This is a genomic window from Bordetella genomosp. 8 (genome assembly GCF_002119685.1).
In the GTDB taxonomy this organism is placed as follows: Bacteria; Pseudomonadota; Gammaproteobacteria; order Burkholderiales; family Burkholderiaceae_B; genus Bordetella_C.
In genome coordinates this window covers 1,927,404-1,953,058 of sequence record NZ_CP021108.1, presented here as the reverse complement: position 1 = coordinate 1,953,058, position 25,655 = coordinate 1,927,404, and the positions used below count along the sequence as shown (strand labels likewise).

The 25,655-nt window shown below is 66.8% G+C and carries 22 protein-coding genes; 12 read left to right on the top strand and 10 right to left on the bottom strand.

Features of this window, described 5'->3' with window-relative positions; translation table 11 throughout:
- Window positions 1-94: 94 nt before the first annotated feature.
- Window positions 95-1,066, top strand: a complete 972-nt coding sequence (locus CAL12_RS08995) for a Bug family tripartite tricarboxylate transporter substrate binding protein (RefSeq protein WP_086064175.1) — start codon at window positions 95-97, stop codon at window positions 1,064-1,066.
- A gap of 79 nt (window positions 1,067-1,145) precedes the next feature.
- Here the strand turns inward: CAL12_RS08995 and CAL12_RS08990 are convergent, their stop codons facing one another.
- Entirely contained in the window at window positions 1,146-2,771 is a 1,626-nt protein-coding gene (locus tag CAL12_RS08990; protein WP_232464750.1) for a glycine betaine ABC transporter substrate-binding protein, read from the bottom strand.
- 130 nt (window positions 2,772-2,901) lie between these two features.
- Here CAL12_RS08990 and CAL12_RS08985 point away from each other — a divergent pair, with 130 nt between their 5' ends.
- On the top strand, window positions 2,902-3,528 hold the full coding sequence (locus CAL12_RS08985; RefSeq protein WP_086064174.1) for an LON peptidase substrate-binding domain-containing protein: 627 nt from the start codon (window positions 2,902-2,904) through the stop codon (window positions 3,526-3,528).
- Between the two features lie 10 nt (window positions 3,529-3,538).
- Here CAL12_RS08985 and CAL12_RS08980 read toward each other — a convergent pair whose 3' ends face one another.
- Window positions 3,539-6,301 (bottom strand): MGH1-like glycoside hydrolase domain-containing protein, encoded by a 2,763-nt coding sequence (locus CAL12_RS08980; RefSeq protein WP_086064173.1) that lies wholly within the window; start codon window positions 6,299-6,301, stop codon window positions 3,539-3,541.
- A gap of 32 nt (window positions 6,302-6,333) precedes the next feature.
- Window positions 6,334-8,367, bottom strand: coding sequence for an amylo-alpha-1,6-glucosidase (locus tag CAL12_RS08975; protein WP_232464749.1), 2,034 nt, complete (start codon window positions 8,365-8,367; stop codon window positions 6,334-6,336).
- A gap of 250 nt (window positions 8,368-8,617) precedes the next feature.
- Between CAL12_RS08975 and CAL12_RS08970 the strand changes: the two genes are divergently transcribed.
- Window positions 8,618-8,866, top strand: coding sequence for a hypothetical protein (locus CAL12_RS08970; RefSeq protein WP_086064172.1), 249 nt, complete (start codon window positions 8,618-8,620; stop codon window positions 8,864-8,866).
- A gap of 2 nt (window positions 8,867-8,868) precedes the next feature.
- On the opposite strand, the gene otsA is transcribed toward CAL12_RS08970, so the two are convergent.
- Both otsA and otsB read right to left on the bottom strand, forming a co-directional pair.
- The gene (otsA, locus tag CAL12_RS08965; RefSeq protein ID WP_086064171.1) at window positions 8,869-10,272 is read right to left on the bottom strand and encodes an alpha,alpha-trehalose-phosphate synthase (UDP-forming); all 1,404 of its coding nucleotides are present in this window, start codon (window positions 10,270-10,272) and stop codon (window positions 8,869-8,871) included.
- Window positions 10,273-10,306: 34 nt separating this feature from the next.
- Window positions 10,307-11,044 (bottom strand): trehalose-phosphatase, encoded by a 738-nt coding sequence (gene otsB / locus CAL12_RS08960; protein ID WP_086064170.1) that lies wholly within the window; start codon window positions 11,042-11,044, stop codon window positions 10,307-10,309.
- Between the two features lie 223 nt (window positions 11,045-11,267).
- On the opposite strand from otsB, the gene CAL12_RS08955 reads away from it, so the two are divergent.
- The 8 genes from CAL12_RS08955 (at window position 11,268) to lon (ending at window position 19,989) form a co-directional block, all read left to right on the top strand.
- The gene (locus CAL12_RS08955; RefSeq protein WP_086064169.1) at window positions 11,268-11,927 is read left to right on the top strand and encodes a response regulator; all 660 of its coding nucleotides are present in this window, start codon (window positions 11,268-11,270) and stop codon (window positions 11,925-11,927) included.
- Entirely contained in the window at window positions 11,924-13,258 is a 1,335-nt protein-coding gene (locus CAL12_RS08950) for an ATP-binding protein (RefSeq protein ID WP_086064168.1), read from the top strand. Before CAL12_RS08955 ends, CAL12_RS08950 begins: the two co-directional genes overlap by 4 nt.
- A 104-nt stretch (window positions 13,259-13,362) precedes the next feature.
- On the top strand, window positions 13,363-14,823 hold the full coding sequence (locus CAL12_RS08945) for a DegQ family serine endoprotease (protein WP_086064167.1): 1,461 nt from the start codon (window positions 13,363-13,365) through the stop codon (window positions 14,821-14,823).
- 274 nt (window positions 14,824-15,097) lie between these two features.
- A complete protein-coding gene (locus CAL12_RS08940) occupies window positions 15,098-15,793 on the top strand; it encodes a M23 family metallopeptidase (protein WP_232464850.1) in 696 nt (231 codons plus the stop codon).
- Between the two features lie 16 nt (window positions 15,794-15,809).
- The gene (locus tag CAL12_RS08935; protein ID WP_086064165.1) at window positions 15,810-16,613 is read left to right on the top strand and encodes a hypothetical protein; all 804 of its coding nucleotides are present in this window, start codon (window positions 15,810-15,812) and stop codon (window positions 16,611-16,613) included.
- 170 nt (window positions 16,614-16,783) lie between these two features.
- Window positions 16,784-16,978 carry a hypothetical protein gene (locus tag CAL12_RS08930; protein ID WP_086064164.1) on the top strand — a complete coding sequence of 65 codons (195 nt, stop codon included), beginning with the start codon at window positions 16,784-16,786 and terminating at the stop codon, window positions 16,976-16,978.
- Between the two features lie 192 nt (window positions 16,979-17,170).
- The gene (locus CAL12_RS08925; RefSeq protein ID WP_086064163.1) at window positions 17,171-17,578 is read left to right on the top strand and encodes an Hsp20/alpha crystallin family protein; all 408 of its coding nucleotides are present in this window, start codon (window positions 17,171-17,173) and stop codon (window positions 17,576-17,578) included.
- Window positions 17,579-17,694: 116 nt separating this feature from the next.
- The gene (gene lon / locus CAL12_RS08920; protein WP_232464849.1) at window positions 17,695-19,989 is read left to right on the top strand and encodes an endopeptidase La; all 2,295 of its coding nucleotides are present in this window, start codon (window positions 17,695-17,697) and stop codon (window positions 19,987-19,989) included.
- 84 nt (window positions 19,990-20,073) lie between these two features.
- Here the strand turns inward: lon and CAL12_RS08915 are convergent, their stop codons facing one another.
- Both CAL12_RS08915 and CAL12_RS08910 read right to left on the bottom strand, forming a co-directional pair.
- Window positions 20,074-20,835 carry an ABC transporter permease gene (locus tag CAL12_RS08915; RefSeq protein WP_086067766.1) on the bottom strand — a complete coding sequence of 254 codons (762 nt, stop codon included), beginning with the start codon at window positions 20,833-20,835 and terminating at the stop codon, window positions 20,074-20,076.
- A 16-nt stretch (window positions 20,836-20,851) separates the two neighbouring features.
- Entirely contained in the window at window positions 20,852-21,778 is a 927-nt protein-coding gene (locus CAL12_RS08910; protein WP_086064161.1) for an ABC transporter ATP-binding protein, read from the bottom strand.
- A 195-nt stretch (window positions 21,779-21,973) separates the two neighbouring features.
- Between CAL12_RS08910 and queF the strand changes: the two genes are divergently transcribed.
- Window positions 21,974-22,801 (top strand): NADPH-dependent 7-cyano-7-deazaguanine reductase QueF, encoded by an 828-nt coding sequence (queF, locus tag CAL12_RS08905; protein ID WP_086064160.1) that lies wholly within the window; start codon window positions 21,974-21,976, stop codon window positions 22,799-22,801.
- 74 nt (window positions 22,802-22,875) lie between these two features.
- Here queF and CAL12_RS08900 read toward each other — a convergent pair whose 3' ends face one another.
- The 3 genes from CAL12_RS08900 to pgsA form a co-directional block, all read right to left on the bottom strand.
- Window positions 22,876-23,856, bottom strand: a complete 981-nt coding sequence (locus CAL12_RS08900) for a Bug family tripartite tricarboxylate transporter substrate binding protein (RefSeq protein WP_086064159.1) — start codon at window positions 23,854-23,856, stop codon at window positions 22,876-22,878.
- 121 nt (window positions 23,857-23,977) lie between these two features.
- On the bottom strand, window positions 23,978-25,081 hold the full coding sequence (locus CAL12_RS08895) for a mandelate racemase/muconate lactonizing enzyme family protein (RefSeq protein ID WP_086064158.1): 1,104 nt from the start codon (window positions 25,079-25,081) through the stop codon (window positions 23,978-23,980).
- Window positions 25,078-25,650, bottom strand: a complete 573-nt coding sequence (gene pgsA / locus CAL12_RS08890) for a CDP-diacylglycerol--glycerol-3-phosphate 3-phosphatidyltransferase (RefSeq protein WP_086064157.1) — start codon at window positions 25,648-25,650, stop codon at window positions 25,078-25,080. Before pgsA ends, CAL12_RS08895 begins: the two co-directional genes overlap by 4 nt.
- Window positions 25,651-25,655: the final 5 nt, after the last annotated feature.

The following is a 25,655-nucleotide window of genomic DNA, read 5'->3' as shown; positions in this document are numbered from 1 at the left end:
TGGCGCGTCGCCGCGCTTTGCTGTGCGAAGATGCAAAAGTCGCCGGCGGCCTGGCGCCCGGCGACTTTTGCAAAAACATATAAGGAGGAGCACCATGCCCACGAAGACCCTGGCTCGCGCGTTCGCGGCTTCCATACTCGCGGCCGCCGCGACCGTCGCGGCGCCGGCCGCCCATGCCGATTACCCCGACAAGCCCGTCAAGATCGTGGTGCCGTTCACCGCGGGAGGCACCACCGACATCCTGACGCGCGCCATCGGCAACAAGATCGGCGAATCGCTCAAGCAGACCTTCATCGTCGAAAGCCGGCCCGGCGCGGGTGGCAACATCGGCAGCGAGTACGTGGCGCGCGCGGCGCCGGACGGCTACACGCTGCTTGCCGCCTCGGTGGGCCCGATCGCCGTGAACGCCAGTTTGAACAAGCTGGATTACGATCCCTTGACCGATCTCATACCCGTCGTGCAGTTCGCCGACGTGCCCAACGTGCTGGTGGTGCCGCCCGACGCGCCGGTGCACAACGTCACCGAGTTCATCGCCTATGCCAGGCAACACTCCGGCAAGCTGAACTACAGCTCCACGGGCATCGGTACGTCTTCGCACCTGGCCAGCTATATGCTCATGCAGAAGATAGGCGTGCAGGCCCTGCACATCCCGTACAAGGGGGCCGACGCCCTGAACGACCTGCTGAGCGGGCGCGTGCAATTCATGTTCGCCACCATCCCGTCGGTGATCGGCCAGATCAAGGCGGGCAAGCTGCGTCCGATCGCGGTCAGCAGCATCCGCAGGTCGGCCTCCATGCCCGACGTGCCGACCATCGCCGAGAATGGCTTCCCGGGATTCGAGGCCGGTTCCTGGTTCGGCATGTTCGCGCCCAAGGGCACGCCGCCCGAGGTCGTCGCGGTCCTCAACAGGGCGGTCAACGCCGCCCTGCCCGGCCTGAAGGACAAGATGACGGCGGAAGGCGCCGATCCGGTGGGCGGCAGCGCCCAGGCATTCGGCGAGTTCACGCGCGCCGAGCAGGCGAAGTGGAGTGCCTTGGTCAAACAAATGGGCGCGAAAGCGGAATAGGTGCGGCCGGCTAGGTGCGGCCGGCCAGGTGCCGGCCAGGTGCGGCCGCGGAGCTCCCCGCCGCGCGCCGTTCGTTCACTCAGGCCGTAACGTAGCGGCCGGTCTGCCGGCGCAGCCGGCGGTCCGCCAGTTCGAAGGCCAGCTCGCTGGCCAGCGCCATCGCCGCGGCGGGCAAGGCGCCCGCCAGTAGCAGCTGGCCGTCGTTCAGCGCCAGTCCGGTGACGATGCGCTCCCCGAAGCCACCCGCGCCGATGAAAGCCGCGATCGTCGCCGTCCCGATCGAGATCGACGTCGCCGTGCGCACCCCCGCCAGGATGGTGGGCCGCGCCAGCGGCAGCTCGATCAGCATGACGCGCTGCCGCGGCGTCATGCCCAGCGCAGTCGCCGCCAACCGCATGCCCGAAGAGACCTCATCCAGCCCCGCGACCGTATTGCGCATGACCGGCAGCAAGGCATACAGCGTCAAGGCGGCCAGCGCCGGCACCGAACCGATGCGGCCCGTCACCGTGATCAGGATGGCCAGCATGGCCAGCGACGGTATGGTCTGCAGCAACCCCGTCATGCCCAGCACCAGGGCCCGCAGGCGATAGCGAGGGTAGACATAGACGCCGGCCGGCACCGCGACGACCACGGCAATCGCCACGGACAGCAGCACCAGCATCAGATGCTGCGCCGCCAGCCGGCCCAGGTCGGGTCCCATCAGCTTGCGCCAGAATCCGTAGGTTTCGTTCCCCAGCCCGTTTTGCGCCCCTGCGGTACCCGCGACCGCCGCCAGGCGATCGCGCGCGATGACGTCGAAGGGAACGCCCTGGAGTTCGGCGCGCGCGTTCATGGCGATCATCGCGTGCTCGTCGATCGTCCCAGCCAGCTCGCGCATCGCCGCCCAGGCCTGCGGGTAGCGTTGCGGCAGGTCCAGCCGATACAGCACCACCGCGTCATAGCGCGGGAAGTACTTCAGGTCGTCTTCCAGCACGCGCAATCCCAGTGCGTCGATCTTGGCGTCAGTCGTGTAGATGTCGATGACGTCGACCTGCCTCTTTTCGATCGCGTCATACGCCAGGCCATGGTCCAGCCCGGTGGGTGACTGCCGCAGGCCGTAGCGCTGCGCCAGGCCCCGCCAGCCGTCGACGCGTCCGATGAATTCCTGCGACAGGCCCAGCCGCTGGTCCGGATGGCGCGCCAGGTCGCTCAGGGAACGTATTCCCAGCCTGTCGGCATCCGCCGCGCGCATCGCGAGCGCATAGCCGTCGTTGAAGCCGAAGGGGATATCCACGCCCAGCCCCAACGGCGCCAGGCGAGTCCGGATGTCCTCCAGCGACATGGGTTTGTCGCTCTTGAGGATTTCCATCGCGATGGTGCCCGTATATTCCGGGTAGAGCCCGATGCCGCCGCTTTGCAGGGCCTGGTAGACAATCGCGGTATTGCCCAGCCCCTGCGACACGGCGGGCGTCTGCCCGGTGCGCCGCGCCACCTGCTGCGCCAACAGCTCGGCAAGAATGTACGACTCCGTGAAACGCTTGGAGCCGATGCGCAGGTTGCGCGCCGGTTCCGCGCCAGCGGGCGCCGGCGTAGTCGCCGTAGTCGGTGCCGTCGTGGTCGCCGGACTGGCCTGCGCCTGCTGCGCGGCCGCGCCGCCAGTACCTGGCATCAGCAACAACAACAACAGCACCAGCGGCAGCGCCGTCGTCGCAGGCAGGCGCAACACGGGGACGAGGCGGCCAAGACGCGCCGGCAAAAACGATGGAAGCGGGATCATCCGTATAAGGCGATGCGGAGCGGCGGCCAGGGCAGGCACGGGGAGTAACGGGCAAGGGCCAATTGTGCCATCATGCCGCATGGCCGCCATTCCCTTATTTCCCTTGGGCAATGCCTTGTTCCCCGACGGGGTCATGCACCTGCGCGTGTTCGAGGTTCGCTACCTGGACATGATAGGCAAGTGCATCGCCGACGGCGGCGGCTTCGGCGTCGTTCCGCTGCTGGAAGGGCGGGAAGTCCGCACGCCGGACGGCAAGGAAGTGCTGGCGGCCGCCGGCACGCTGGCGCGCATCGTCGAATCGTCGGCCCCGATGCCGGGCCTGCTGCAGATCGTCTGCACCGGCACCAGCCGCTTCCGCCTGCTGTCCGCGGAACAGGGCCGGTTCGGCTTGTGGAGCGGGGAAATCGAGATACTGGCGGACGACCCGCCACGCGCCATCCCGCGCGAACTGCAGGCTTGCGCGAACGCGCTGGGCACACTGATCGCCGATCTTCAGCGTCGCGGCACGCCGGCCGCCCTGATGCCCATCGCCCCGCCCTTCCGTCTGGATGAGTGCGGCTGGGTGGCCGACCGCTGGGGCGAGATCCTGCCCCTGCCCGCCCGCACCAAGCAGGAACTGCTGCTGACGCCGGACCCCGAACTGCGCCTGGCGCAAGTACACGATCTGCTGGACGCGCGGGACTTGCTGCCGCCCGCCGCGGACTGAACGTACGCCGCTATTTCACCGACTGCTCGCTGGCCCGCGCGACGGCCGCGGCGGCTTCCGCCCGCGCGGCGTCGTCGGCGGTTTCCACCACCGGCAGGATGCCGCTGACGGCCGTCTGACGCGGTTGCAGCAACAAGGCCACCAGGGCCGTCCAGCCGGTCTGGTGCGACGCGCCCAGCCCGCGCCCGTTATCGCCGTGGAAGAACTCGTGGAACAACACCAGGTCGCGCGAGCCAGGGTCCGCCTGCAATAGCGGATAACCCATCATCGATGGCCGTTCACCGTCGGCATTCTTCAGGAACAGCCGCGTGATGCGGCTGGACAGCTGGTCGGCGATCTCTCGCAGCGAATACTTGCGGCCGGAGCCCGTGGGATACTCGACGCGGAAATCGTCGCCGTAATAGCGATGGAACTCGTACAGCGATTCGATCAGCAGGTAATTCACGGGCAGCCAGATCGGCCCGCGCCAATTCGAATTGCCGCCGAACACGCGCGAATCCGACTCCCCCGGCAGATACCGTATGCAGAAACTCTGCCCATTGTGCGTGAACGCGTACGGCGTATCGCGATGATGCCGCGACAGGCCGCGTACCCCGTAATCGGACAGGAACTCGCTTTCATCCAGCGCGCGCCGCAACAGCGCCTTCACGCGGTGTCCCCGCAGCAGCGACAGCAACGCGGAGTTTCCCTTGCCGGGCTCGGTCCACCGCGACACCAGTTTCGCCAGATCCGGCCGATGCCGCAGGAACCAGCGCAGGCGTTCCTTGAAGCCGGGCAGCCGCCCGTGCATGTGCTCATCCAGCACCTGCACGGCGAACAGCGGTATCAGCCCGACGATGGAGCGCACGCGCATCGGCATGCTGTCCTGCCCGGGCAGGTGCAGCGCGTCGTAGAAGAACTCGTCCTGCTCGTCCCACAAGCCGGTTTCGCAATCATCGCCGCTATTGACCGCTTCGGCGATATACAGGAAATGCTCGAAGAACTTGACGCCGATGTCGACAAAGGTCTTGTTGACGGTGGCCAGCTCCAGCGCGATGCGCATCATGTCCAGGGCGTAGGCGGCCATCCAGGCGGTGCCGTCCGCCTGGTCGATATGGCCGCCCGTGGGCAGCGGCTGCGAACGGTCGAAGATGCCGATATTGTCGAGCCCCAGGAAACCGCCCTGGAAAATGTTGCGTCCGTCCGCGTCGCGCCGGTTGACCCACCAGCCGAAGTTCAACAGCAGCTTGTGGAACACCAGTTCCAGGAACGCGTGGTCGGGCTCGCCGTGCCAGGCGCGATCGAGTTCGTAGACGCGCCAGGTTGCCCAGGCGTGCACCGGTGGATTGCCGTCGCCGAAGGCCCATTCATAGGCCGGCAACTGCCCATTGGGATGCTGGTAGCGGTCCTTGACCAGCAGCAGCAGCTGGTTCTTGGCGAAGACCGGATCGACCAGCGCCAGGGCCGTGGCCTGGAAGGCCAGGTCCCATGACGCATACCAGGGGTACTCCCATTTGTCCGGCATGGACACGATCTCGCCATTGCACAGGTGCCGCCAATCCGCATTGCGGCCGCGGCGGCGGCGCGCGGGCGGCTTGGGCTGCGCGGCATCGCCGTCCAGCCAGCGCGTGATGTCGAACTCGTAGTACTGCTTGGACCAGAGCAGGCCGGCCAGTGCCTGGCGCTGCACCAGCCGCGCGTCGTCGTCCGCGATCCCCTGCTGCAGGCAATCGTAGAACTCGTCGGCCTCGGCCCGGCGCCGCGCGATCAGGGCGTCGACGTCCAGCGCCTGTCCGTCGTGCCGCGCCTGCGGACGCAGGCGGAACACCATGGCGCTACGCGCACCGGGCGCCAGATGCGCGACCCAATGCGCGGCGACCTTGGTGCCGCCATCGCCACGCACCGCATCCTTCGAGCCATGCACGAGGTAGTCGTTGATGCCGTCCTTGAAAGGACCCGGGCCATCGTTGCCGAACAGCCTGCGGACATTGGTTTCGTTTTCGCAGAACAGCCAGTCCACCGGGCCCGGCGCGGCCGCCGTCGCCACCATGGGCTCGTACGCGGCGTGGCGCGCCAGCACTTCCCATCCACCGGCGCCGTCCTTGATCCGCTGCAGGGACGGCTTGGGCGACACCCCGTCCCAGGACCAGGTGTTGCGCGCCCACAATTGCGGCAGCACATGCAGCGTGACCGGCTCGGCGCTGGGATTTTCGATGGTGATCCGCATGACGATATCGTCATGCGTATGCTTGGCGTATTCGACCGTCACGTCGAAATACCGTTGATCGTCGAATACGCCGGTATCCAGGATTTCGTACTCGGGCTGGTCGGTGCCGCGCCGCGCGTTCTCGGCCACCAGGTCGGCATAGGGAAAGGCCGACATGGGATAGCGGTACATCATGCGCATGTAGGAATGCGTGGGCGTGGCGTCCAGGTAGAAATAGAGTTCCTTGACGTCCTCGCCATGATTGCCTTCGGCATTCGTCAGGCCGAACAGGCGCTCCTTGATGATGGGATCGCGGCCGTTCCAGAGCGCCAGGCCCAGGCACCAGCGCAGCCGGTCATCGCCGAAGCCGGCCAGCCCATCCTCCCCCCAGCGATAGGCCCGGCTGCGGGCATGATCGTGGGGAAAGTAATCCCAGGCGGTGCCGTACTCGCTGTAGTCCTCGCGCACGGTGCCCCACTGGCGTTCGCTCAGATAGGGTCCCCAGCGCCGCCACGGGACGGACTCCGCCTGGGCCAGGCGCTGGCCTTCGACGGTCTGGAATAACGAAGTGGCACGCGGCGTATGCATGGCGCGTCCTTGCAACAGGCGAAACGATGAATTTACCGCGTCCGCGCGACATCGCGCACGGCATCCCGCAACATGTTTTCCACACGCAGCAATTCGCCCAGCGACCAGGCCTGGAAAGGCGCGCCCGCGCAGCGATGCGGCGCATCGCCGTCGGCGATCTCCGACACATGGTCCAATCCGGCCTCATCCAGATGCCGATACAGGGGCGCCAGCCAGCGCTCGCGGGCCTGCTCCAGGGCCGCCGGGCTCAGCTCGTCCCCCTGTGCGCCAGCCGTCGCGCGGGTGCGCAGCCAGGCCTGCACGAACGCGCCGATCAGCCACGGCCATGCCGTGCCCTGGTGGTAGGCGGCGTCCCGCTGCACCGGTCCGCCGCGGTAGTGCCCGGTATAGGCCGGATCGCCGGGCGCCAGCGTGCGCGGCCCCATGGGCGTCAACAGCGCGGCCTCGACCTGCGCCACGACTGCGCGCGCCAATGGTCCCTGCACGATGGCATGCGGCAGTCCGCCCACGGCGAACAGCTGGTTCGGCCGCACGCTGCCATCCAGGCGGCCGGCTTCATGCCCGTCATCCACGACGTCATACAGCCCGCTGCCATCGGGCTTGGGGAAGCGCCGCGCGAACGACGCCGTGGCCTGCCTTTCCAATTCGCGGCAGCCGGCGTTCCAGGCGGCCGCGATACGTAGCGCATTGATCCACAGCGCCTGCACTTCCACGGGCTTGCCGATGCGCGGCGTCACCACCCAATCGCCCACCTTGGCGTCCATCCAGGTCAGCTGCATGCCGGGACATCCCGCGCGCAGCAGCCCGTCGGCGTCGGCCGCGATGCCATGACGCGTGCCGCCGGCGTAACCGGCCACGATGGTATCGATGGCGGCACGCAGGCTGGCGCGCACGGCGTCATCGGCGTGCCCCGTTTCCATGTAATCGTGCGCGGCAATGACGAACCACAGCGATGCGTCCACCGAGTTGTAGGCGGGTTCGTTGCCTTCGTCCGGAAAGGTGTTGGGCAACATGCCCTGGGAAATGTAGCGGGCCCATTCGAGCAGGATGGCGCGCGCTTCGTCCAGGCGGCCCGTCGCCAGCAGCAGGCCGCGCATCGCGATGAAGGTGTCGCGCCCCCAGTCGGTGAACCAGGGATAGCCCGCCACCAGGGTCAGCCCCTGCGCGCGCGACACCACGTAGGCATCGGCGGCGCGGCGCAGGCGGTCGGGATAGGCGGCACGGCGCGCGGCTTCCCGCTCGGCCAGGTCCGACGCCAGGGCGACGGCGTCGTCCGCTTCAGGCGCCGGGGCGACCGCAACGACCGCATCGTCCGCACCGGGTGCTTCGGGCGCCGCGCCGTCCACGGCCGGCAACGCCACCGCGGACAGGATCATGACCGCGGGGCCGGCCCCCAGGTCGAACGAGAAGACGCCCGGCGTCGCCAGGTCCTCGATGTCGTCCAGGCCCCGCTCGCGCTCGCGCGCATAGCAGAAGTTGCGATACCAATCGGGCTCATGCGCATAACGGCCGTTGGTATGCGCCAGCACCGCCGGCGCGTGGCCGTATGGCCGCCACCGCACGCGCTGGCCGTCCACGGCCGCGGAGAAATCGAAGGCCGGATTCTCGCGATGCAGCGCATGGTAATCGCGGCCGGACAGCAAGGGGCGCACCTTCAGGATGAGCACGCCGGCCTCCGCCGCGCCTTCCAGGTCCCAGCGCAGCACCGTGCGCGCGCTGGCCTTGTCGACGAAGCAGGCCATGCGCAACAGGCGGCCGTCCCGCAGGCGCAGGCGCCAGCCCGGCCAGGGATGCGGGTCGAAGGCCAGCACGTCGGCGGCATCGTCCGGCACGATCAGGTCCGGCGCGTAGCGCTGGCGTGTCAGGGACTGGCGGGTGCCCGCCGTCTCCACCCAGGCCTCGACGCCATTCACCAGTACCTTGCGTCCGGTCGGCGGCCGGGTGGCGCACAGGAGCAGGGCGTGATACCGGCGCGTGCGCAGGCCGCTCACCGTGCCGCTGGCGTAGCCGCCCCGGCCGTCGGCTTCCAGCCATTCATCGGACTCCCGCGCGGATGGCGGCTTCATATCCATTTCGCCTTCCCGCGGGTGACCGTCGCGCGGGCCGTCAGCACTGTTGCGGCCAAACGACATTGCGCTGCACCATTACGGCGGATTTTCCGGGGCATGCGCACCATGAAAAGGCACACGGACGCTTATATGCAACGGGGTTTAGCAACTGCCTAAACGCTTGTTGCGGCGCATCAATATAGGTGTTTATCATGATTGCACAGGCCCAGTACGGCCTACCATTTTCTTCCCCGACAGGAGCAGCACCATGGGTTCGCGCCGCCTTTCCGCCCTCAGTCTCACCCCCTCCGATACCGCCGCGCTCAAGCGCGGCGCCCGCGCGACCGCTCGCTTCGCCCAGCGCCGCGTGGCCGTGCCGGCCGCCAATTTCCTGTTCGATTCGGTGGAAGGTGTCTTCAATTTCATCGACGAATTCGCCGATTCCGTCGACGAAGTGCGCAAGGCAATGGCGCGCGCCCGCAGCGAACGCTACACCATTTCCGCGCACCGCCGTTGAAGTCAAGCCACGACTTCGGGCGTGACGGTTTCGCTCTGCAGGTCGCTCAGGAAGCGGTCGCGCCAGCGCGATAGGTTGTTTTCGGTCAGCCGCGCCAGCATGTTGCGATGGCGGGCCACGCGTTCCGGCAAGGCCATGGTCAGGGCGCGGTCCAGCGTTTCCGCCATGCCGTCCGCGTCGTACGGATTGACCAGCAGCGCGCCTTCGCCCAGTTCTTCGGCCGCGCCGGCGAATTCCGACAGCACCAGCACGCCGGGATCGTCTTCCGGCTGGGCGGCGACGTATTCCTTGGCCACCAGGTTCATGCCATCGCGCAGCGGCGTGACGTACCCCACCTGCGATGCCCGGAACAGCGACATCAGCAGCGACCGGTCATAGGACTTGTTGATGTAGCGCAGCGGCGTCCACGCCAGGTCGGACCAGCGGCCGTTGATGCTGCCGGCGGCGCTTTCAAGCTGGCGGCGGATCCGGCGGTATTGCTCCACGTCCGAACGCGACGGCGGCGCGATCTGCACGAAGGTCACCTGGCCGCGGTGTGCCGGCGTCATCTCCAGCAGGCGCTCGAAAGCCGTGAAGCGTTCGACCATGCCCTTGCTGTAGTCCAGCCTGTCGACGCTGACCATCAGCCGGCGCTGCTGCAATCCCTGCTTCAGGTTGGTGATCTGGCGCGAGCGGTTGTGCTTGAGCGACAGCTCGCGAATTTCGTCGGGATAGATGCCGATGGGGTACACCCCGGCGCCGATCCGGTGTCCGCCGATCTCGACGTAGCGGTCGCCGCGGCGCCCGGCGCCCAGCCGCCGACAGACATAATCGACGAAGGCTCGGCGGTCCGAGTCGGTCTGGAAACCCACCAGATCGTAGGCGCACATCGCTTCCATCAATTCGCGGTGCGGCGGCACCGTCGCCATGACCGGCTCGGCGGGAAACGGGATATGCAGGAAGAACCCGATGCGGTTGCGTATGCCCGCCTGCCGGCAGGCGCGCGCGAAAGGCAGCAGATGGTAATCGTGCACCCACAGGATATCGTCGGGCTGCAGCAGCGGCTTGAGCCGTTCCACCAGCCAGCGGTTGACGCGGCAATAGCCGGCGTATTCGCGGCGATCGTAGCGGGCCAGATCGGGGCGGTAATGGAACACCGGCCATAGCATGCCGTTGGAGAACCCACGGTAGTACTGGTCGTAATCCGTACGCGACAAGGCGACGGTGGCATAGGTGATGTTGTCGCGCGTGTCCTTGTGCACCGTATCCGGAGGCGTGGAGCCGTCGACGATGTCGCCGCTCCATCCGAACCATATGCCGCCAGTCTGTTTCAGCGCATCGAAAACGCCAACCGCCAGCCCGCCGGCCGTGGGTTTTCCTTCCGCGATGGGCGCGACCCGATTGGATACGACGACTAGCCTGCTCATGGCCGACCTCCTTGTTCTAGTGTTTGCGGGGGGCTCAAAGCAACGCGAGCCAGGCCGCCAGCGCGGCAGGCGTGGGAAAGCGCCAGTCGGCGACGCTCTCCCCTTCCCCGATCTTGATGGTGACGCCCCCCAGGGACTTCACCGCCTGAAACCCGGCTTCATCCGTCAGGTCGTCTCCCGCGAACAAGGGTACGCGCCCCGCGAAGGGCGCCATACCCATCAATCGGTTGATGGCACCCGCCTTGCTCGCCTGGCGCGGCTTGATCTCGACCACCATCTTGCCGGGCTGCAACACGAAGCGATCGGCATGCGGCGCGACCGCCAGTTCGGTCGCGATGCGCACGTCGTGTTCGCGGTCGGGCGCATTGCGGTAGTGAAAGGCCAGTGACAAGCCCTTGTGTTCCAGTTGCGTGCCGGGCCACCGATCGACCAGCGGCGCCAGGGCCTCCACCATGCCAGCAACGGCCCTGGTGTCGACCGGCAACTCGTGCATGACGCCGTCAGGGCCGCGCCATTGCGCGCCGTGCAGGCCGGCGCCGGTCAGCAACAGCGGTTGCACCAGCGCGTCGATCTGCGAAAGTGGCCTGCCCGATACAATCGCGATGGCGCCGCCGGTCAGTTTTCCCAGGCGCGCCAGCACGTCCAGCGTTTCGCTCGGAACGTGCGCCTGTTGCGGCGTCGCGGCGATGGGCGCCAACGTTCCGTCCAGGTCGAACAAAAAAGCATGTTTGTCGACGTTCTCGCTCGTGACGGGTAAGGATAGGCTCTGCACGTTTGTTTACTCTTGCCGCGTGTGGCGGGTATGACAGTTACGTTATAGCCCAGGGGTGTAACCATAAGCCGCTTCGGGAAGTTACAAAAGGAGAGCAGACCGCATACACGCTTCCTGTCCGTATGCTCGGCGCGCGTCAGCCGCGCCAGGAACTTAAGAAGGGTGTCAGGCTCCAACGCCAGAGCTTATAACGCCGGACCGGGACACGCTGAAGGAGAAACGCATGCGCATTCTTTTGGTGGAAGACGATCGGATGATCGGCGAAAGCGTGCTCGACGGCCTGCGCGCGGAAAACTATGCGGTGGACTGGGAAATGAACGGCAAGGGTGCGGACCTGGCCTTGCGTACCGGTCCCTACGACCTGGTGCTGCTGGACCTCGGCCTGCCCGATCGGGACGGCCTTAACCTGTTGCGCGACCTGCGCACGCGCCGCAACCGCACGCCGGTGCTGATCGCCACCGCGCGCGACGCGGTGGCCGACCGCATCGCCGGCCTGGACGCCGGCGCGGACGACTACGTCATCAAGCCTTACGACATGGACGAACTGCTGGCCCGCATGCGCGCGCTGATACGGCGCAGCGCCGGCCGCGCCGAACCGGTGTTCGAGCATGCCGGCGTCAGCATCGATCCGCAGGATCGCTCCGCGCGTGTCAATGGCGAGCCGGTGACGCTGACCGCGCGCGAGTGGGCCGTGCTGGAACCGCTGATCGCCCGGCCCGGCATGATATTGTCGCGCGCCCAGCTCGAGGAAAAGCTCTACAGCTGGCAGGAAGAAATCAGCAGCAATGCCGTGGAGGTCTATATTCACGGCTTGCGCAAGAAGCTGGGCCAGCGCTTCATCCAGAACGTGCGTGGCGTCGGCTACGTGATACCCAAGACATGAAGATTCCGCTCGGGTCCTCGCTGCGAGGCCGCCTGATATTTTTCCTGTTCGCCTCGATCCTGCTCGCCGCGCTGGTGCAAGGCATCGTGGCCTACCGCAACATCCTCCAGCAGACCGACGAAATCTTCGACACGCAGTTGCAGCGCACGGCCGCATCGCTGACGGCGGGCGATGGCCTGCTCAGCGCCACGCCGTCGACCCCGACGGGGCCGGCGTCGGCCGACAACCTGATCATCCAGATCTGGACGGTGGACGGGGCGCGACTGTTCAAGTCCGCGTCCGGCAAGTTGCTGCCGGATCCCGTGGTCCTGGGCTTTTCGACGGTAAAGGCGGGGGCGTCGACCTACCGCGTGTACGCGATGGCGACACCCTTCCAGGTGACGCAGGTGGCGCAGGACATGGACGTACGGCAGAAGACCGCGCGGGCGCTGGCGCTGCGCAGCGTCGGCCCCATCGCGGCCGCGGCGCCGCTGCTGATGATCGTCGTCTGGTGGGTCGTGGGCGCATCGCTACGGCCCGTGCGACGCACGCGCGACGACCTGGCCAAGCGCCAGCCGGAAGCGCTGTCGCCGGTGGCCGAGACCGGCCTGCCGGATGAAATCCGCCCGCTGGTGCACGAATTGAACCTGCTGCTGGAGCGCACGCGGCAGGCCTTCGCGACACAGAAGCGCTTCGTCGGCGATGCCGCGCATGAACTGCGCTCACCACTGGCCGCGCTGCGCCTGCAATTGCAGGCCTTGCAGCGCCCCGGCGACGAAGCCGCGCGGCGCGTCGCGGTGGAACGGCTTGCCGCGGGCATCGATCGGGCATCGCGGCTGATCGAGCAACTGCTCTCGATGGCCCGCCACGATGCCGCGGCCACACAGACCGCCGCTGGCCCGGTGGAACTCGTGCAGCTGATGCGGCAATCCATCTCCGACATCCTGCCGGAAGCCAATGCCAAGTGCATGGATATCGGCATGGACGGCGTGCCGCAGGCGTGGGTGCGCGGCGATCCCGACGCCCTGGCGCTGCTGGCGCGCAACCTGCTGGACAACGCCATCAAATACACGCCCGCGGAGGGCCGTATCGACGTCGGCATCGATGTCCATGGCGACGCCGTCACGCTGACCGTCGACGACAGCGGTCCCGGCATTCCGCCCGCCGAGCGCGAGCGGGTGTTCGATCGCTTCTACCGCGCGCAGAACCATGACGCGGTGGGCAGCGGCCTGGGCCTGTCCATCGTCGACGCCGTGGCCCGCCGCCATCAGGCCGCCGTTTTCCTCGAAGATGCTCCCCGCCTGGGCGGCCTGCGCGTGCGCGTGCGTTTTCCCGCGAGCGCCGCCGCTTAAGTTTCGCCTAAGGATCGGGTCCGAAGATAGCGCCGTGTTCCAGGAGGCGCTCGATGAACGAGCGACCGGAACGAAGCCCAAGGACTAGCGCTCAAGGACCCGACATGAAATTCAAAACCTTCTCTCCCACCCGTTTGACGATGTCATTGGTCGCGGCCGGCGTCATCGGCGCCACCGCGGCCGCTGGCGTCATGGGCACGGTATCCCACGCGGAAAGCGCCCCGCCCGCGTCGACGCAGCAGGTGCAACCGGCGGCCGGCACCATGTCGCTGCCGAACTTCGCGCAGATCACGCGCCAGTACGGCCCGGCGGTGGTGAACATAAGCGTTTCGGGCACCAAGAAGGTCGCCCTGCAGCAGGACCCGTTCGCCCAGTTCTTCGGCGGCATGCCGGGCTTTCCCGGCATGCCCGGCCAGATGGGTCCCGGCACGCGGGAAGTCCCGATCCGGGGTGAAGGCTCCGGCTTCATCATCAGCCCGGATGGCGTGATCCTGACCAACGCCCACGTCGTACAGGACGCCAATGAAGTCACCGTCAAGCTGACCGATCGCCGCGAGTATCGCGCCAAGGTGCTGGGCAGCGACCCGGTGACCGACGTGGCGGTGATCAAGATCGATGCCTCCAACCTGCCGGTGGTCAAGATAGGCAACGTCGACAATGTCAACGTCGGCGATTGGGTGCTGGCCATCGGCTCGCCCTACGGCCTGGAAAACACCGCGACGGCCGGCATTGTCAGCGCCAAGGGCCGCTCGCTGCCCGACGATACGTCCGTGCCTTTCATCCAGACCGACGTCGCGGTCAACCCCGGCAATTCCGGCGGTCCGCTGTTCAACACCCGCGGGGAAGTGGTCGGCATCAACTCGCAGATCTATACGCGCACCGGCGGCTTCCAGGGGTTGTCGTTCGCCATCCCCATCAACGTCGCCACCAAGATCAAGGACGAGATCGTGGCGCACGGCAAGGTACGGCATGCCATGCTGGGCGTGACCGTGCAGGAGGTCAACCAGGATCTGGCGAACTCCTTCAAGCTGGACAGTCCGACCGGCGCGCTGGTCGCCAACGTGGAAAAAGGCAGCGCGGCCGACAAGGCGGGCTTGAAGTCCGGCGACGTCATCCGCGCGATCGACGGACGTCCCATCGTCTCGTCGGGCGACCTGTCCTCGGTCATCACGTTGGAGGACCCCGGCCAACGCGTGAAACTGGACGTGTGGCGCGACGGCAAGCCCGTCGAGATCGCCGCCACCCTGGGTACCTACGGCAAGCAGGAGGCCGTCGCGTCCGATGCGTCGCAAGATGGACAACACGCCAGGCTCGGTCTGGCGCTGCGCCCCTTGACCCCGGACGAACAGCAACAGGCAGGCACGCAAGGGCTGCTGGTGGAACAGGCGGAAGGCGCCGCCGCCAAGGCGGGCATCCAGGCCGGCGACATCATCCTGTCCGTGAACGGCGTGCCGACGCGCAATGTCAATGAAGTACGCAGCGCCGTGGCCAAGGCCGGCAAGACCGCCGCCCTGCTGGTCCAGCGCGGCGACGGCAAACTGTTCGTACCGGTGCAGATCGGCTGAGGAACATCCGTCCGGGAAGCGGCGCGGGGCATCCACCCGCGCCGCTTTTTTGCCTTTCATCATTCCAGCAAGCGGATACGCAAGGCGTGGTTTCCTGGCATCGTCGCGCCCGCGCCAGCCGGTTTCTTGGTACCCTTCGGCGGGGGCGCCATCGTGGCGTCCATTGCAGAAGATCCGGAACCCCGTTTCGCCAGTGCCCGTCCTATCGCCATTTCGCTTCTTTCCGTCTTTCCCCGGCCATGCCGGAAACGCTTACGCCGGCCGAGCATGGCGTCTGGCTTGCGCCGCGGTCCTGGCGCTGTTGTTGGCGGCCTGCGCCTCCACGCCAGTGGGCCCCGGCTACTACCGCGTCAAGTCCGGCGACACGCTGACGCAGATCGCGCGCGAAAACAACCAGAGCATCGGCGACCTGATGCGCTGGAACAAGCTGGAAAGCGCGAATCGTCTCGAGGTCGGCCAGGTGCTGCGGGTAGCGCCACCGGCGGGCAGCGCGGATTCGGCATCCAGGAGCAGCTCGCGGGCGTCGCAGGGTTCTTCAGGTAGCGCCAAATCAGGCGCGGCCAAGGCCGAGCCCGCCAAGCCCGCCGACACCACCCCGCTGCGCGGCATCACGCTGGTCTGGCCGGCACCCGGGACGGTGGCCCAACGATACAACGGCTCTTCGTCGCAAGGGCTGCGCATCACCAATACAGCGGGCACCCCGGTGGTCGCCGCCGCCGCGGGCACGGTGGCCTATGCCAGCAACGGATTGCGCGGCTACGGCAACCTTGTGATCCTGCGCCATACGTCCGGCTTCCTGACCATCTATGCGCACAACCGCAAACTGCTCGTCAAGCAGGGCCAGCAGGTGGCGCAGGGGCAGAAGATCGCCGAGATGGGCAATACCGACAGCAAGCAGGTAGAGCTGTATTTCGAACTGCGGCAAAGCGGCAAACCGGTCGACCCGGCCCGCGCGCTGCCGACACGCTAACGACTTCCTGTTTTCCATGGCCCTGGTTCTGGCTCGCTTCATCTACGGTTTTTCGCTGTCCTGGATCGTCGCGGCGGTGCTCATCGCCGCGACGCTGCTGTGCATACGATTGGTCGGCATCGCCGTCGTCGCCTTCGAAGAGGAACACAAGGGCAATATCGCCGGCGCGGCCTGCGTCGCCGCGACCGTGGTCGGCGCGCTGGCCGCGATCGCCTGGCTGGGGCATCGCCTGTACGACGTGCTGGGCGCGTCGGCGCTGGTGGGCGGCACGTCGCACTGGCTGGCCGGCGGCAACACGCTCTCGCCCGCGGCGATATTCGGCGCGCTGGCCGGGTTCGGCTGCCTGGCGGGCATACGGGGCTGGATGAACCGCACGCCCCGGGATCCCGACGAGGTCGCGCGGGACGCCGCGGTCAGGGAAAAAGCCCGGGAAAAAGCAGCGAAGGAAAAAGCCGCCAGGGAAAAAGCGGCGGCCAAGGCCGAACGCAGCGCCAGGAGCCAGGGCGAAACGCCGGCGCGCAAGACACGCGCGGCGTCCGCGTCCCGCGCCAAGGCCGCCGCGCCGGTGCGCGGACCGCGCATCCCGCAGCTGGGATGGAGCGCGCTTTTCCTGCTCCTGCTGGGCAGCGCGGTGCTGGCGTTCGCCTACGGCGTGTACCCGTTGTCGCTACCGCCCGACGCGACGGCGGCCGCCACCCGGCTGTATCAGGACATGGCGCCGCGCGCCCGTCCGGTCTACCTGACGGCCGCCGTGCTGCTGGGTGGCGGCGCCATCCTGGCGCTGGTGTGGTTCCTTTGGCGCGGCAAGCCGGACGACTAGGCTCGTCCCGAGCCCGGTAAGCCGAGCCTGGGTGCGCCTGAAGCCAGGTATGCCTGAGGCCCGGGCACGTCCGGAAGCCGGGTATGCCCCAAAACCATTAACACGAACGATTCTTATTATAAAATCCTCGCTTTCCCCTGCCGCCGCAGCCTAGAGAGGACATTCCAGCCATGACCGGTTCGCAAAAATTCTGGTTCGTATGGCGCGCGCCGCTGGTTCTGCTGCTGCTGACCGTTTTCGGCCTGCTGGCCGCCCTGCTGGGCACGGAGCTGTGGCACTGGGCGTCCTGGGCCGCCCTGGCCGCGCCCGTCGGCGTAATCGTCTTCTACACCCTGCGCCGGCCCCGCGCCGGCCGCGCCGCCTAGGCGCCCTGCCCGCCCGCCGCCCGGCGCACCTGGCCGGCCGCACCTGGCCCGCCGCACCTGGCCGGCCGCAGCCGGCCGGCCACCGCCTGCAGCGGAACGCTACATGCTGCGCTAGCTATCCCGTCCGCGTGGCCGCCCTTGAAACGTTCAAGGGCGTCGCCATTTACACGGCATACCTCGTAGGCAAAAACCATGAGATCACGCGATTTGACGTCCTGGATGTGGGGCGACGCCCTCTCCATGCTGGAACAGGCCGAACGCCTGCAACGGCAATTCTTTCGTGCCTGCACGGCGGATCCGCATGTCTGGGAGCCTCCCATCGATGTCGTCGAGACGGCCGAGGCCGTCATCGTGCACATCGCGCTACCCGGCGTGCCATCGTCCGCGATCACCGTGCGCTATCAATCCGATGGCGTCACGGTATCGGGCACGCGCCGCCTCCCGGCGTCGCAGGCCGCGCACATCCACCGGGTGGAGATTCCCTATGGGCGATTCGAACGCCGGATCGCCTTGCCGCTCTCCGCGCTCGAACCCGACGCGCCTCAGATGTCGGATGGTTGCCTTGTATTGACGTTCAGGAAAAGAAAGGAAACGCCATGAAGCTTTGGCCCACCATGCAAGTGCGCACCGACGACGACCGCGTCAGCGCGGGCGGCTCCAGCGCGCCCGCCGGCGTCCAGGAGCAACGCACGATCAAGCCCCTGCCGCAGGACGCGATGATCCTGATCCCGCTGCGCGATGCCGTGCTGTTCCCCGGCGTGCTGTCGCCGGTAACGGTGCGGCGCGCCGGCTCAGTGGCCGCCGCGCAGGAAGCCGTCAAGAACGAAACGCCGGTCGGCTTCCTGCTACAGCGCGACGCCAGCAAAACCGACGTGGGTCCCACCGACCTGTACTGGGTTGGCACGCAAGGGCCGATCGTGCGGTACATCACCGGCCAGGACGACAGCCACCACATCGTCGTGCAGGGGCAGTCGCGCTTCCGCGTGCTCGAGTTCCTGGAAGGCTGGCCCTTCATGGTGGCGCGTGTCGCCATGATCGAGCCGGCCGAGACCACCGATCCGCAGATCGAGGCCCGCTTCCTGCAGCTGAAGGAACAGGCCGTCACCGCGATCGGCCTGCTGCCGCACGTGCCCGACGAACTGGCCGGCGTGGTCCAGGGCGTGACCTCGCCCGGGGTCCTGGCCGACATGGTCGCCAATCTGATCGACGTCAAGGTCGAGGAAAAGCAAGACATCCTGGAAACCTTCGACCTTGGCCGGCGACTCGACAAGGTGATCGAGCTGCTGTCGGCGCGCGTCAACGTTCTGAAGCTCAGTCGCGAAATCGGCGAAAAGACCCGCGCTCAATTCGACGAGCGGCAGCGCGAACACGTGCTGCGCGAACAACTGCGCCAGATCCAGAAGGAACTGGGCGAAGGTGACGACACCGCCGCCGAAGTCGAAGAGCTCAAGAACGCCATCGACAACGCCGGCATGCCGGAAGACATCCTGTCCCATGCGCGCAAGGAGCTCAAGCGCCTGCAACGCATGAGCGAAGGCGGCGGCGAATACGCCATGCTGCGCACCTACCTGGAATGGCTCACCGAACTGCCGTGGAAGCAGGAACCGCAGCCGCCCATCGATATCGCCGAAGCCCGGCGCGTCCTGGACGAGGATCATTTCGGCCTGGAAAAGATCAAGCGGCGGATCCTGGAATACCTGGCCGTGCGCAAGCTGAATCCGCAAGGCAAGAGCCCGGTGCTGTGCTTCTCCGGACCTCCAGGCGTGGGCAAGACGTCGCTGGGGCAATCCATCGCGCGCGCAACGGGACGGGCCTTCCAGCGCGTGGCGCTGGGCGGCGTGCACGACGAAGCGGAAATCCGCGGGCATAGGCGCACCTACCTGGGCGCGCTGCCTGGCAACATCATCCAGGCGATGCGTCGCGCCGGCACGAACAACGTCGTGCTGATGCTGGACGAAATCGACAAACTGGGCGCCGGCGGCTTCCATGGCGATCCCGGCAGCGCCTTGCTGGAGGTCCTGGATCCCGAGCAGAACCACAAGTTCCGCGACAACTACCTGGGCGTGGACTTCGACCTGTCGCGCGTGATGTTCATCTGCACCGCCAACGTCCTGGACACCATCCCCGGACCGCTGCGCGACCGGATGGAAATCATCCAGCTGCCCGGCTACACGGAAGAGGAAAAGATCCAGATCGCGCGCCGTTACCTGGTACGTCGCCAGCTCGAGGCGAATGGACTGAAGCCGGAACAGGTGGAAATCACCGACGACGCGCTGCGGACGATCGTCGAGGACTATACCCGTGAAGCCGGCGTACGCAACCTGGAACGCGAGCTGGGCGCCGTCCTGCGGCATGCCGCCATGCAGATCGCCGAGGGGCGCCAGGAAAACCTGCGCGTCGACGCCGGCGACCTGAGCGATCCGCTGGGACCGCGCCGCTTCGAAAACGAAGTGGCCCTGCGCACCAGCGTGCCCGGCGTGGCGACCGGCCTGGCGTGGACGCCCGTGGGCGGCGACATCCTGTTCATCGAGGCCAGCAAGGTGCCGGGCGGCGGCAGGCTGATCCTGACCGGCCAGTTGGGCGACGTGATGAAGGAATCCGCGCAAGCGGCCCTGACGCTGGCCAAGACCTGGAGCGGCGATGCGTTGGACAAGGTGGACATCCACGTCCACGTGCCGGCGGGCGCCACGCCCAAGGACGGCCCCAGCGCGGGCGTGGCCATGTTCGTGGCGTTGGCGTCCCTGCTCAAGGGCACGCCGGTGCGCTCGGACGTGGCCATGACCGGCGAGGTCAGCCTGCGTGGCCTGGTGCTGCCGATCGGCGGGGTCAAGGAAAAAACCCTGGCCGCGCTGCGCGCCGGCATCACCACGGTGATGCTGCCCCGACGGAACGAGAAGGACCTGGACGACGTTCCCAAGGAAGCCCGCGACAAGCTGAAGTTCGTGCTGCTCGATCGTGTCGAGGATGCGCTGGACGTGGCGCTGGAGAAGGAAGCCGTGCCGGCCGCTTAGTCGACGGATGACTGTGGCATGGCAAACGCAAAGGCCCCGGAGCGATCCGGGGCCTTGGTCTTTCGCGGTCGCGGCGCGCCGCGTTCAGGTTTTCAGGCGGTATCCCGTCTTGAAGATCCAGCGCACGGCGGCCATGCAGACCACCAGGAACACCAGCGTCATGCCCAGGCTGACGCCGACGTGCACGTCGGCCACGTTGAAAAAGCTCCAGCGGAAACCGCTGACCAGATAGACCACCGGATTGAACAGGGTCACGGCGCGCCAGAAGTCCGGCAGCATGTTGATCGAATAGAAGCTCCCGCCGAGGAAGGTCAGCGGCGTCACCACCATCAGCGGAATCACCTGCAGCTTTTCGAAGCCGTCGGCCCAGATGCCGATGATGAAGCCGAACAGGCTGAAGGTCACCGAGGTCAGCACCAGGAAGCCGATCATCCATAGCGGATGCGCGATATGGAACGGCACGAAGATGCGCGCCGTCACCAGCATGATGACGCCCAGGATGATGGACTTGGACGCCGCCGCCCCCACATAGCCGATCACGATCTCGACGTAGGAGATCGGCGCCGAGTGGATCTCATAGATCGTTCCGGTGAAGCGGGGCATGTAGATGCCAAACGAGGCGTTGGATATGCTCTGGGTCAGCAAGGCCAGCATGATCATGCCGGGCACGATGAAGGCGCCGTAGCTGACCCCGTCGATGTTCACCATGTGCGAACCGATGGCGGATCCGAACACCACGAAGTACAGCGAAGTGGAAATCACCGGCGACGCGACGCTTTGCATCAGCGTGCGCCACATGCGGTGCAATTCGAACAGGTAGATGGCGCGTATGGCGTAGATATTCATGGTCGGCGCTTGTTGTTCAGGAACGTGCATGGACCAGGCTGACGAAGATTTCTTCCAGCGAGCTCTCGGACGAGCGCAGGTCGGCAAACTCGATGCCGGCTTCCTCGAGCTTGCGCAGCACGGTCGCGATGTCGCCCCCACCCGCCTGGTTGTCGTAGGTGTAGACGAGTTCGTGGCCATCGCCGGCCAGTTCCAGCTGGTAGCCCTGCAAGGCGGCGGGCAACGCCGGCAACGCGGCCTTCAAGGTCAGCGTCAATTGCCGCTTGCCCAGTTTTTTCATCAGGGCCTGCTTGTCCTCGACCAGGATGATCTCGCCGCTGCGGATCACGCCGACCCGGTCGGCCATTTCCTGCGCTTCCTCGATGTAGTGCGTGGTCAGGATGATGGTGACGCCCTGCTCGCGCAGGCGCCGCACCATTTCCCACATGCCGCGACGCAGTTCGACGTCGACGCCGGCCGTGGGCTCGTCCAGGAACAGGATGCGCGGTTCGTGCGACAGCGCCTTGGCGATCATGACGCGGCGCTTCATGCCGCCGGACAGGGCCATGATGCGGGCATCCTTCTTGTCCCATAGCGACAGGTCGCGCAGCACGCGTTCGATATGGGCCGGATCCGCCGGCTTGCCGAACAGGCCCCGGCTGAACGTGACCGTGCTCCAGACGCTTTCGAAGGCGTCGGTATTCAGCTCCTGCGGCACCAGCCCGATGCTTGCGCGGGCGGCCCGGTAATCGCGGACGATGTCGTGCCCATCGGCCAGCACCCTGCCCTGGCTGGGATTGACGATGCCGCAGATGATGCTGATCAACGTCGTCTTGCCGGCGCCGTTGGGGCCCAGCAAGGCGAAGATTTCGCCGCGACGGATGTCGAGGTCGATGTTCTTCAATGCTTGCAGGCCGGACTTGTATGTCTTGGACAGGCCCCTGACGGAAATGATCGGATCCACGCCGTTCCTCGCCTAAATCGATTGCAGCGATTCTACCCGCCGGAGATTGCGGAATCTGGCGATATCGCACGCCGGAGCGCCGTACGCGCCGACATGACACGCCGGGAAGTGCAAACAATGCGCCGGCGTGCATATCGCGGCGCCACGGTGGAGCGCCTAAAATAGCGCCATACGCATGACTCGCATTGCCCATCCATGAATCTCGACCACGCACCGCTGGGGCACGACGTCGCCTACCCCGCGGAATACGATCCAGGCCTCCTGTACCCCATCGAGCGCGACGTCAATCGCGCGGGGATAGGCGTCGGCACACCCCTGCCTTTCCACGGCGCCGACATCTGGAACGCCTATGAACTTTCCTGGCTGGATCCGCGCGGCAAGCCCCGCGTCGCCATCGGGCGCTTCACGGTGCCCGCCGATACGCCGCGCATCATCGAGTCGAAGTCGTTCAAGCTTTACCTGAATTCGCTGAACCAGGCCCGCCTGCCGGACGCCGATGCCTACATGGCGCGCGTACAGCGGGACGTCAGCGCCGCGGCCGGCGGGCCGGTGCGACTGGCGCTGGTCGCGCCGCGGGACTTCCAGGATGAACGCATCGTCGAACTCGCCGGCGAAACCCTGGATGACCTGGACGTCGCCATCGAGGCCTACACACCGGCGCCCGAGCTCCTGCGCTGCGTACCAGGCGCGGGGGAAGTGGAGGAAACCTTGACGTCGGACCTGTTGAAATCGAACTGCCCCGTCACCAGCCAGCCCGACTGGGGCAGCGTGCAGATCCGCTACCGCGGCCCGAAACTGGACCGGGCCGCCCTGCTCGCCTATATCGTTTCTTTCCGCCAGCACACGGAATTCCACGAACACTGCGTGGAGCGAATCTTCACCGACCTGATGGCGGCCTGCCGGCCGTCACGGCTATCGGTCTATGCGCGCTATACGCGGCGAGGCGGCCTGGACATCAATCCGTGGCGCGCGACACCGGGCTGGCCCGGCCCATCGACCGAAGCCCGCAGCGCCCGGCAATAGCGCGGCCGCGCGTTGCGCGGCACGCCAGGCAGGCGGCATGGCCGCCGCCTATGGCAGGCAGACGGCCTGGCCGCCTATTCCGGCTGGATATTGTTGGTCTTGATGATGCGCGACCACTGCGTGCTGTCCCGCTCGGCCAATGCGGCCAGCTCCGCGGGGCTGGTCGCCTGCGGCTCCACGCCCAGTTCGCGCAGCTTGGCGGCCACCGTGGGGTCGGCGATCGTGCGACGGATGGCCTGGTTCAACTGATCGACGGTGGCGGCGGGGGTTTTCGCCGACACATAGATGCCGCTCCAGTTGTTCAACAGCTCCATGCCCGGTATGCCCTCTTCCGCGAAGGTGGGAATATCCGGGAACAGCTGGCTGCGCTTGGGCGAGGCGATCGCCAGCCCCTTCAATCCGCCCGACTTCACCAGGGCCTGGATACCCGGCACGTCACCCACGAAGGCGTCCACGTGCCCGCCCATCAGGTCGGAAATTGCCGGCGCGGCGCCTTTCTCCGGCACGTGCAGGAACTGCACCTTGGTTTTTTCGCTGAGCAGCGCGATCGCCATATGGGGCATGCTGCCGATGCCGGACGAGGCGAAGTTGACCTGCCCGCCCTTGCCCGCGTTGGCGACGAATTCCTTGGCATTCCGGGCCGGGTTCTTCGGATTGACCACCAGCATTTCCGGCGTGTTCACCACCAGCGATACCGGCGCGAAATCCTTCACGCTGTAGGCCAGCTTGGGATACAGCGACGGGTTGATCGTGATCGCGCCCGCCGTGGTGATCCACAGGGTCTTGCCATCCGCCGGCTCGTGCAGCACGTACTGCGCGGCCACCGCGCCATTGCCGCCGGGCCGGTTTTCCACCACCACGTTCTGCTTGAGCTCCTTGCCGAGCTGCTCGCTGATCACGCGCGCCATCAGGTCCGATGGGCCACCGGCCGGAAAAGCCACGACCAGCCGCACATAACTGCCCTGCGCCAGCGCGGTACCGGCGGGCGCGGCAATCAATGCCAGGGTGGACAGGACGGCCGGCGCGCAACGCCTGGCCCAGTTGATGAATGCCATGATGTCTCCTGAAGGCCTGTTGGAATTCTTGTCCGCCGAGTGTTGGCGCTTATGGCTGTCCGCGCAAGACGGTTGCGGCGCACTGTCCAACAGGCGGACAGTGCCCGCACGGGGCGCGGGGTCAGCGGACGGCGCACTTCTCCACCAGCGCCATGTCCGGATCCCGTCCCAGCCCGGGACCGGTGGGCACGGCCAGGCGGGCACCCGCGGCCTGTACCGCGTCGCCGAGCGGATTCACGTCTATGGTGCAGTAGCAGTATTCCAGCTCGATTTCTTCTTCCAGGGCCGCCAGCACGTGCACGGTGGCCAGCAGGCCCGGCCCCACATAGGGCGAATGCGGCGCCAGCTTGACGCCGTATTCCCGCGCCAGCGCGGCGATGCGCATCAGCTCGGATATTCCGCCCACCTTGGTGGCGCTGGGCTGCGCGTAATCCACCGCGCGGGCGTCGAACATGGCCTTGAATTCGAGGTAGCCGGCGGCGTTTTCGCCGGCGGCCGTCGGCACGGGGGCCTCGCACCGCACGCGTGCCAGGCTGGCATGGTCCTCGGGCGGGAACACGGGCTCTTCCAGCCAGTGCAGGTCCAGGTCCTTCATCTGGCGCGCCATGGAAATCGCTTCGTCGGCGGTCCAGGGGCAGTTGGTGTCCACCGTCAGCTTGATGCCAGGACCGATCGCCTCGCGCGCCGCGCGGACCTGTGCGACGCCGATCTCATGCAGCTTGATGGTGGTATAGCCTTCGGCGACCGCGCGGGCGGAATTGCGCGCCACCACATCGGGATCGGTGTAGCGCATCAGGCTGGCATAGGCCGGCACGCTGTCGCGCCGCCGTCCCGGACGCCGTGGGTCCAGCAGGTCGGCGACCGGCTTGCCGGCCGCCTTGCCGGCCAGGTCCCACAGCGCGATGTCCAGGCCGGACAAGGCGTACATGACCGGGCCGGAGCGGCCCAGCAGGTGGAACTTGCGGGTCAGGTCGTTCATCAGGCCGGCAATGTCCGCCTCGTCGCGGCCCACGGCCAGGGGCGCCACCAGCGCCTCGATGGCCGCCTTGGTGGCGGGCCACACGGCGAAGCCGAAGGCCTCGCCCCAGCCCACCAGCCCCTGGTCGGTTTCGACGCGGATAAGCAGCATCTCCATTTCGCGCGGCTTGCCCGCCAGCATCGGCTTGGGTCCGCCGATATCGAACGGCATGGACAAGGGAATCGCAGAAATGGAGCGGATGGTCATAGGCCTTTTTCGCGGATGGCCGGCCAGGCGCGCTGCAGGTAGTACAGCATCGACCAGACCGTCAGGATGGCGGCGATGAAGATCAGGATATTGCCCAGCACCCGGGTGCTGATGCCATGTATGGGCTGGTAATACAGCAGGCAGGGGATCGCCACCATCTGCGCCGCCGTCTTGAACTTGCCCAGGCGATGGACGGCCACGCTGGCACTGGCGCCGATTTTCGCCATCCATTCCCGCAGCGCGGAAATGGTGATTTCCCGGCCGATGATGATCAGCGAGATATAGGCGTCCACCCGCCCCAGGTACAGCAGCACGATCAGCGCGGCGCTGACCATCAGCTTGTCGGCCACGGGATCGAGGAAGGCGCCGAAGGCTGAGGTCTGGTTCCATTTCCGGGCCAGCCAGCCGTCGAACCAATCGGTCAGCGCGGCAATGATGAACGCCGCGGCCGCGAACGTGTCCCGGTGGGATTCAGCCAGCCAACTGGAAGGCAGATAGAACAGCCCAACGACCAGCGGGATCATGGCGATCCGCAGCCACGTCAGGATTATGGGAACGTTAATAGGCATGATGA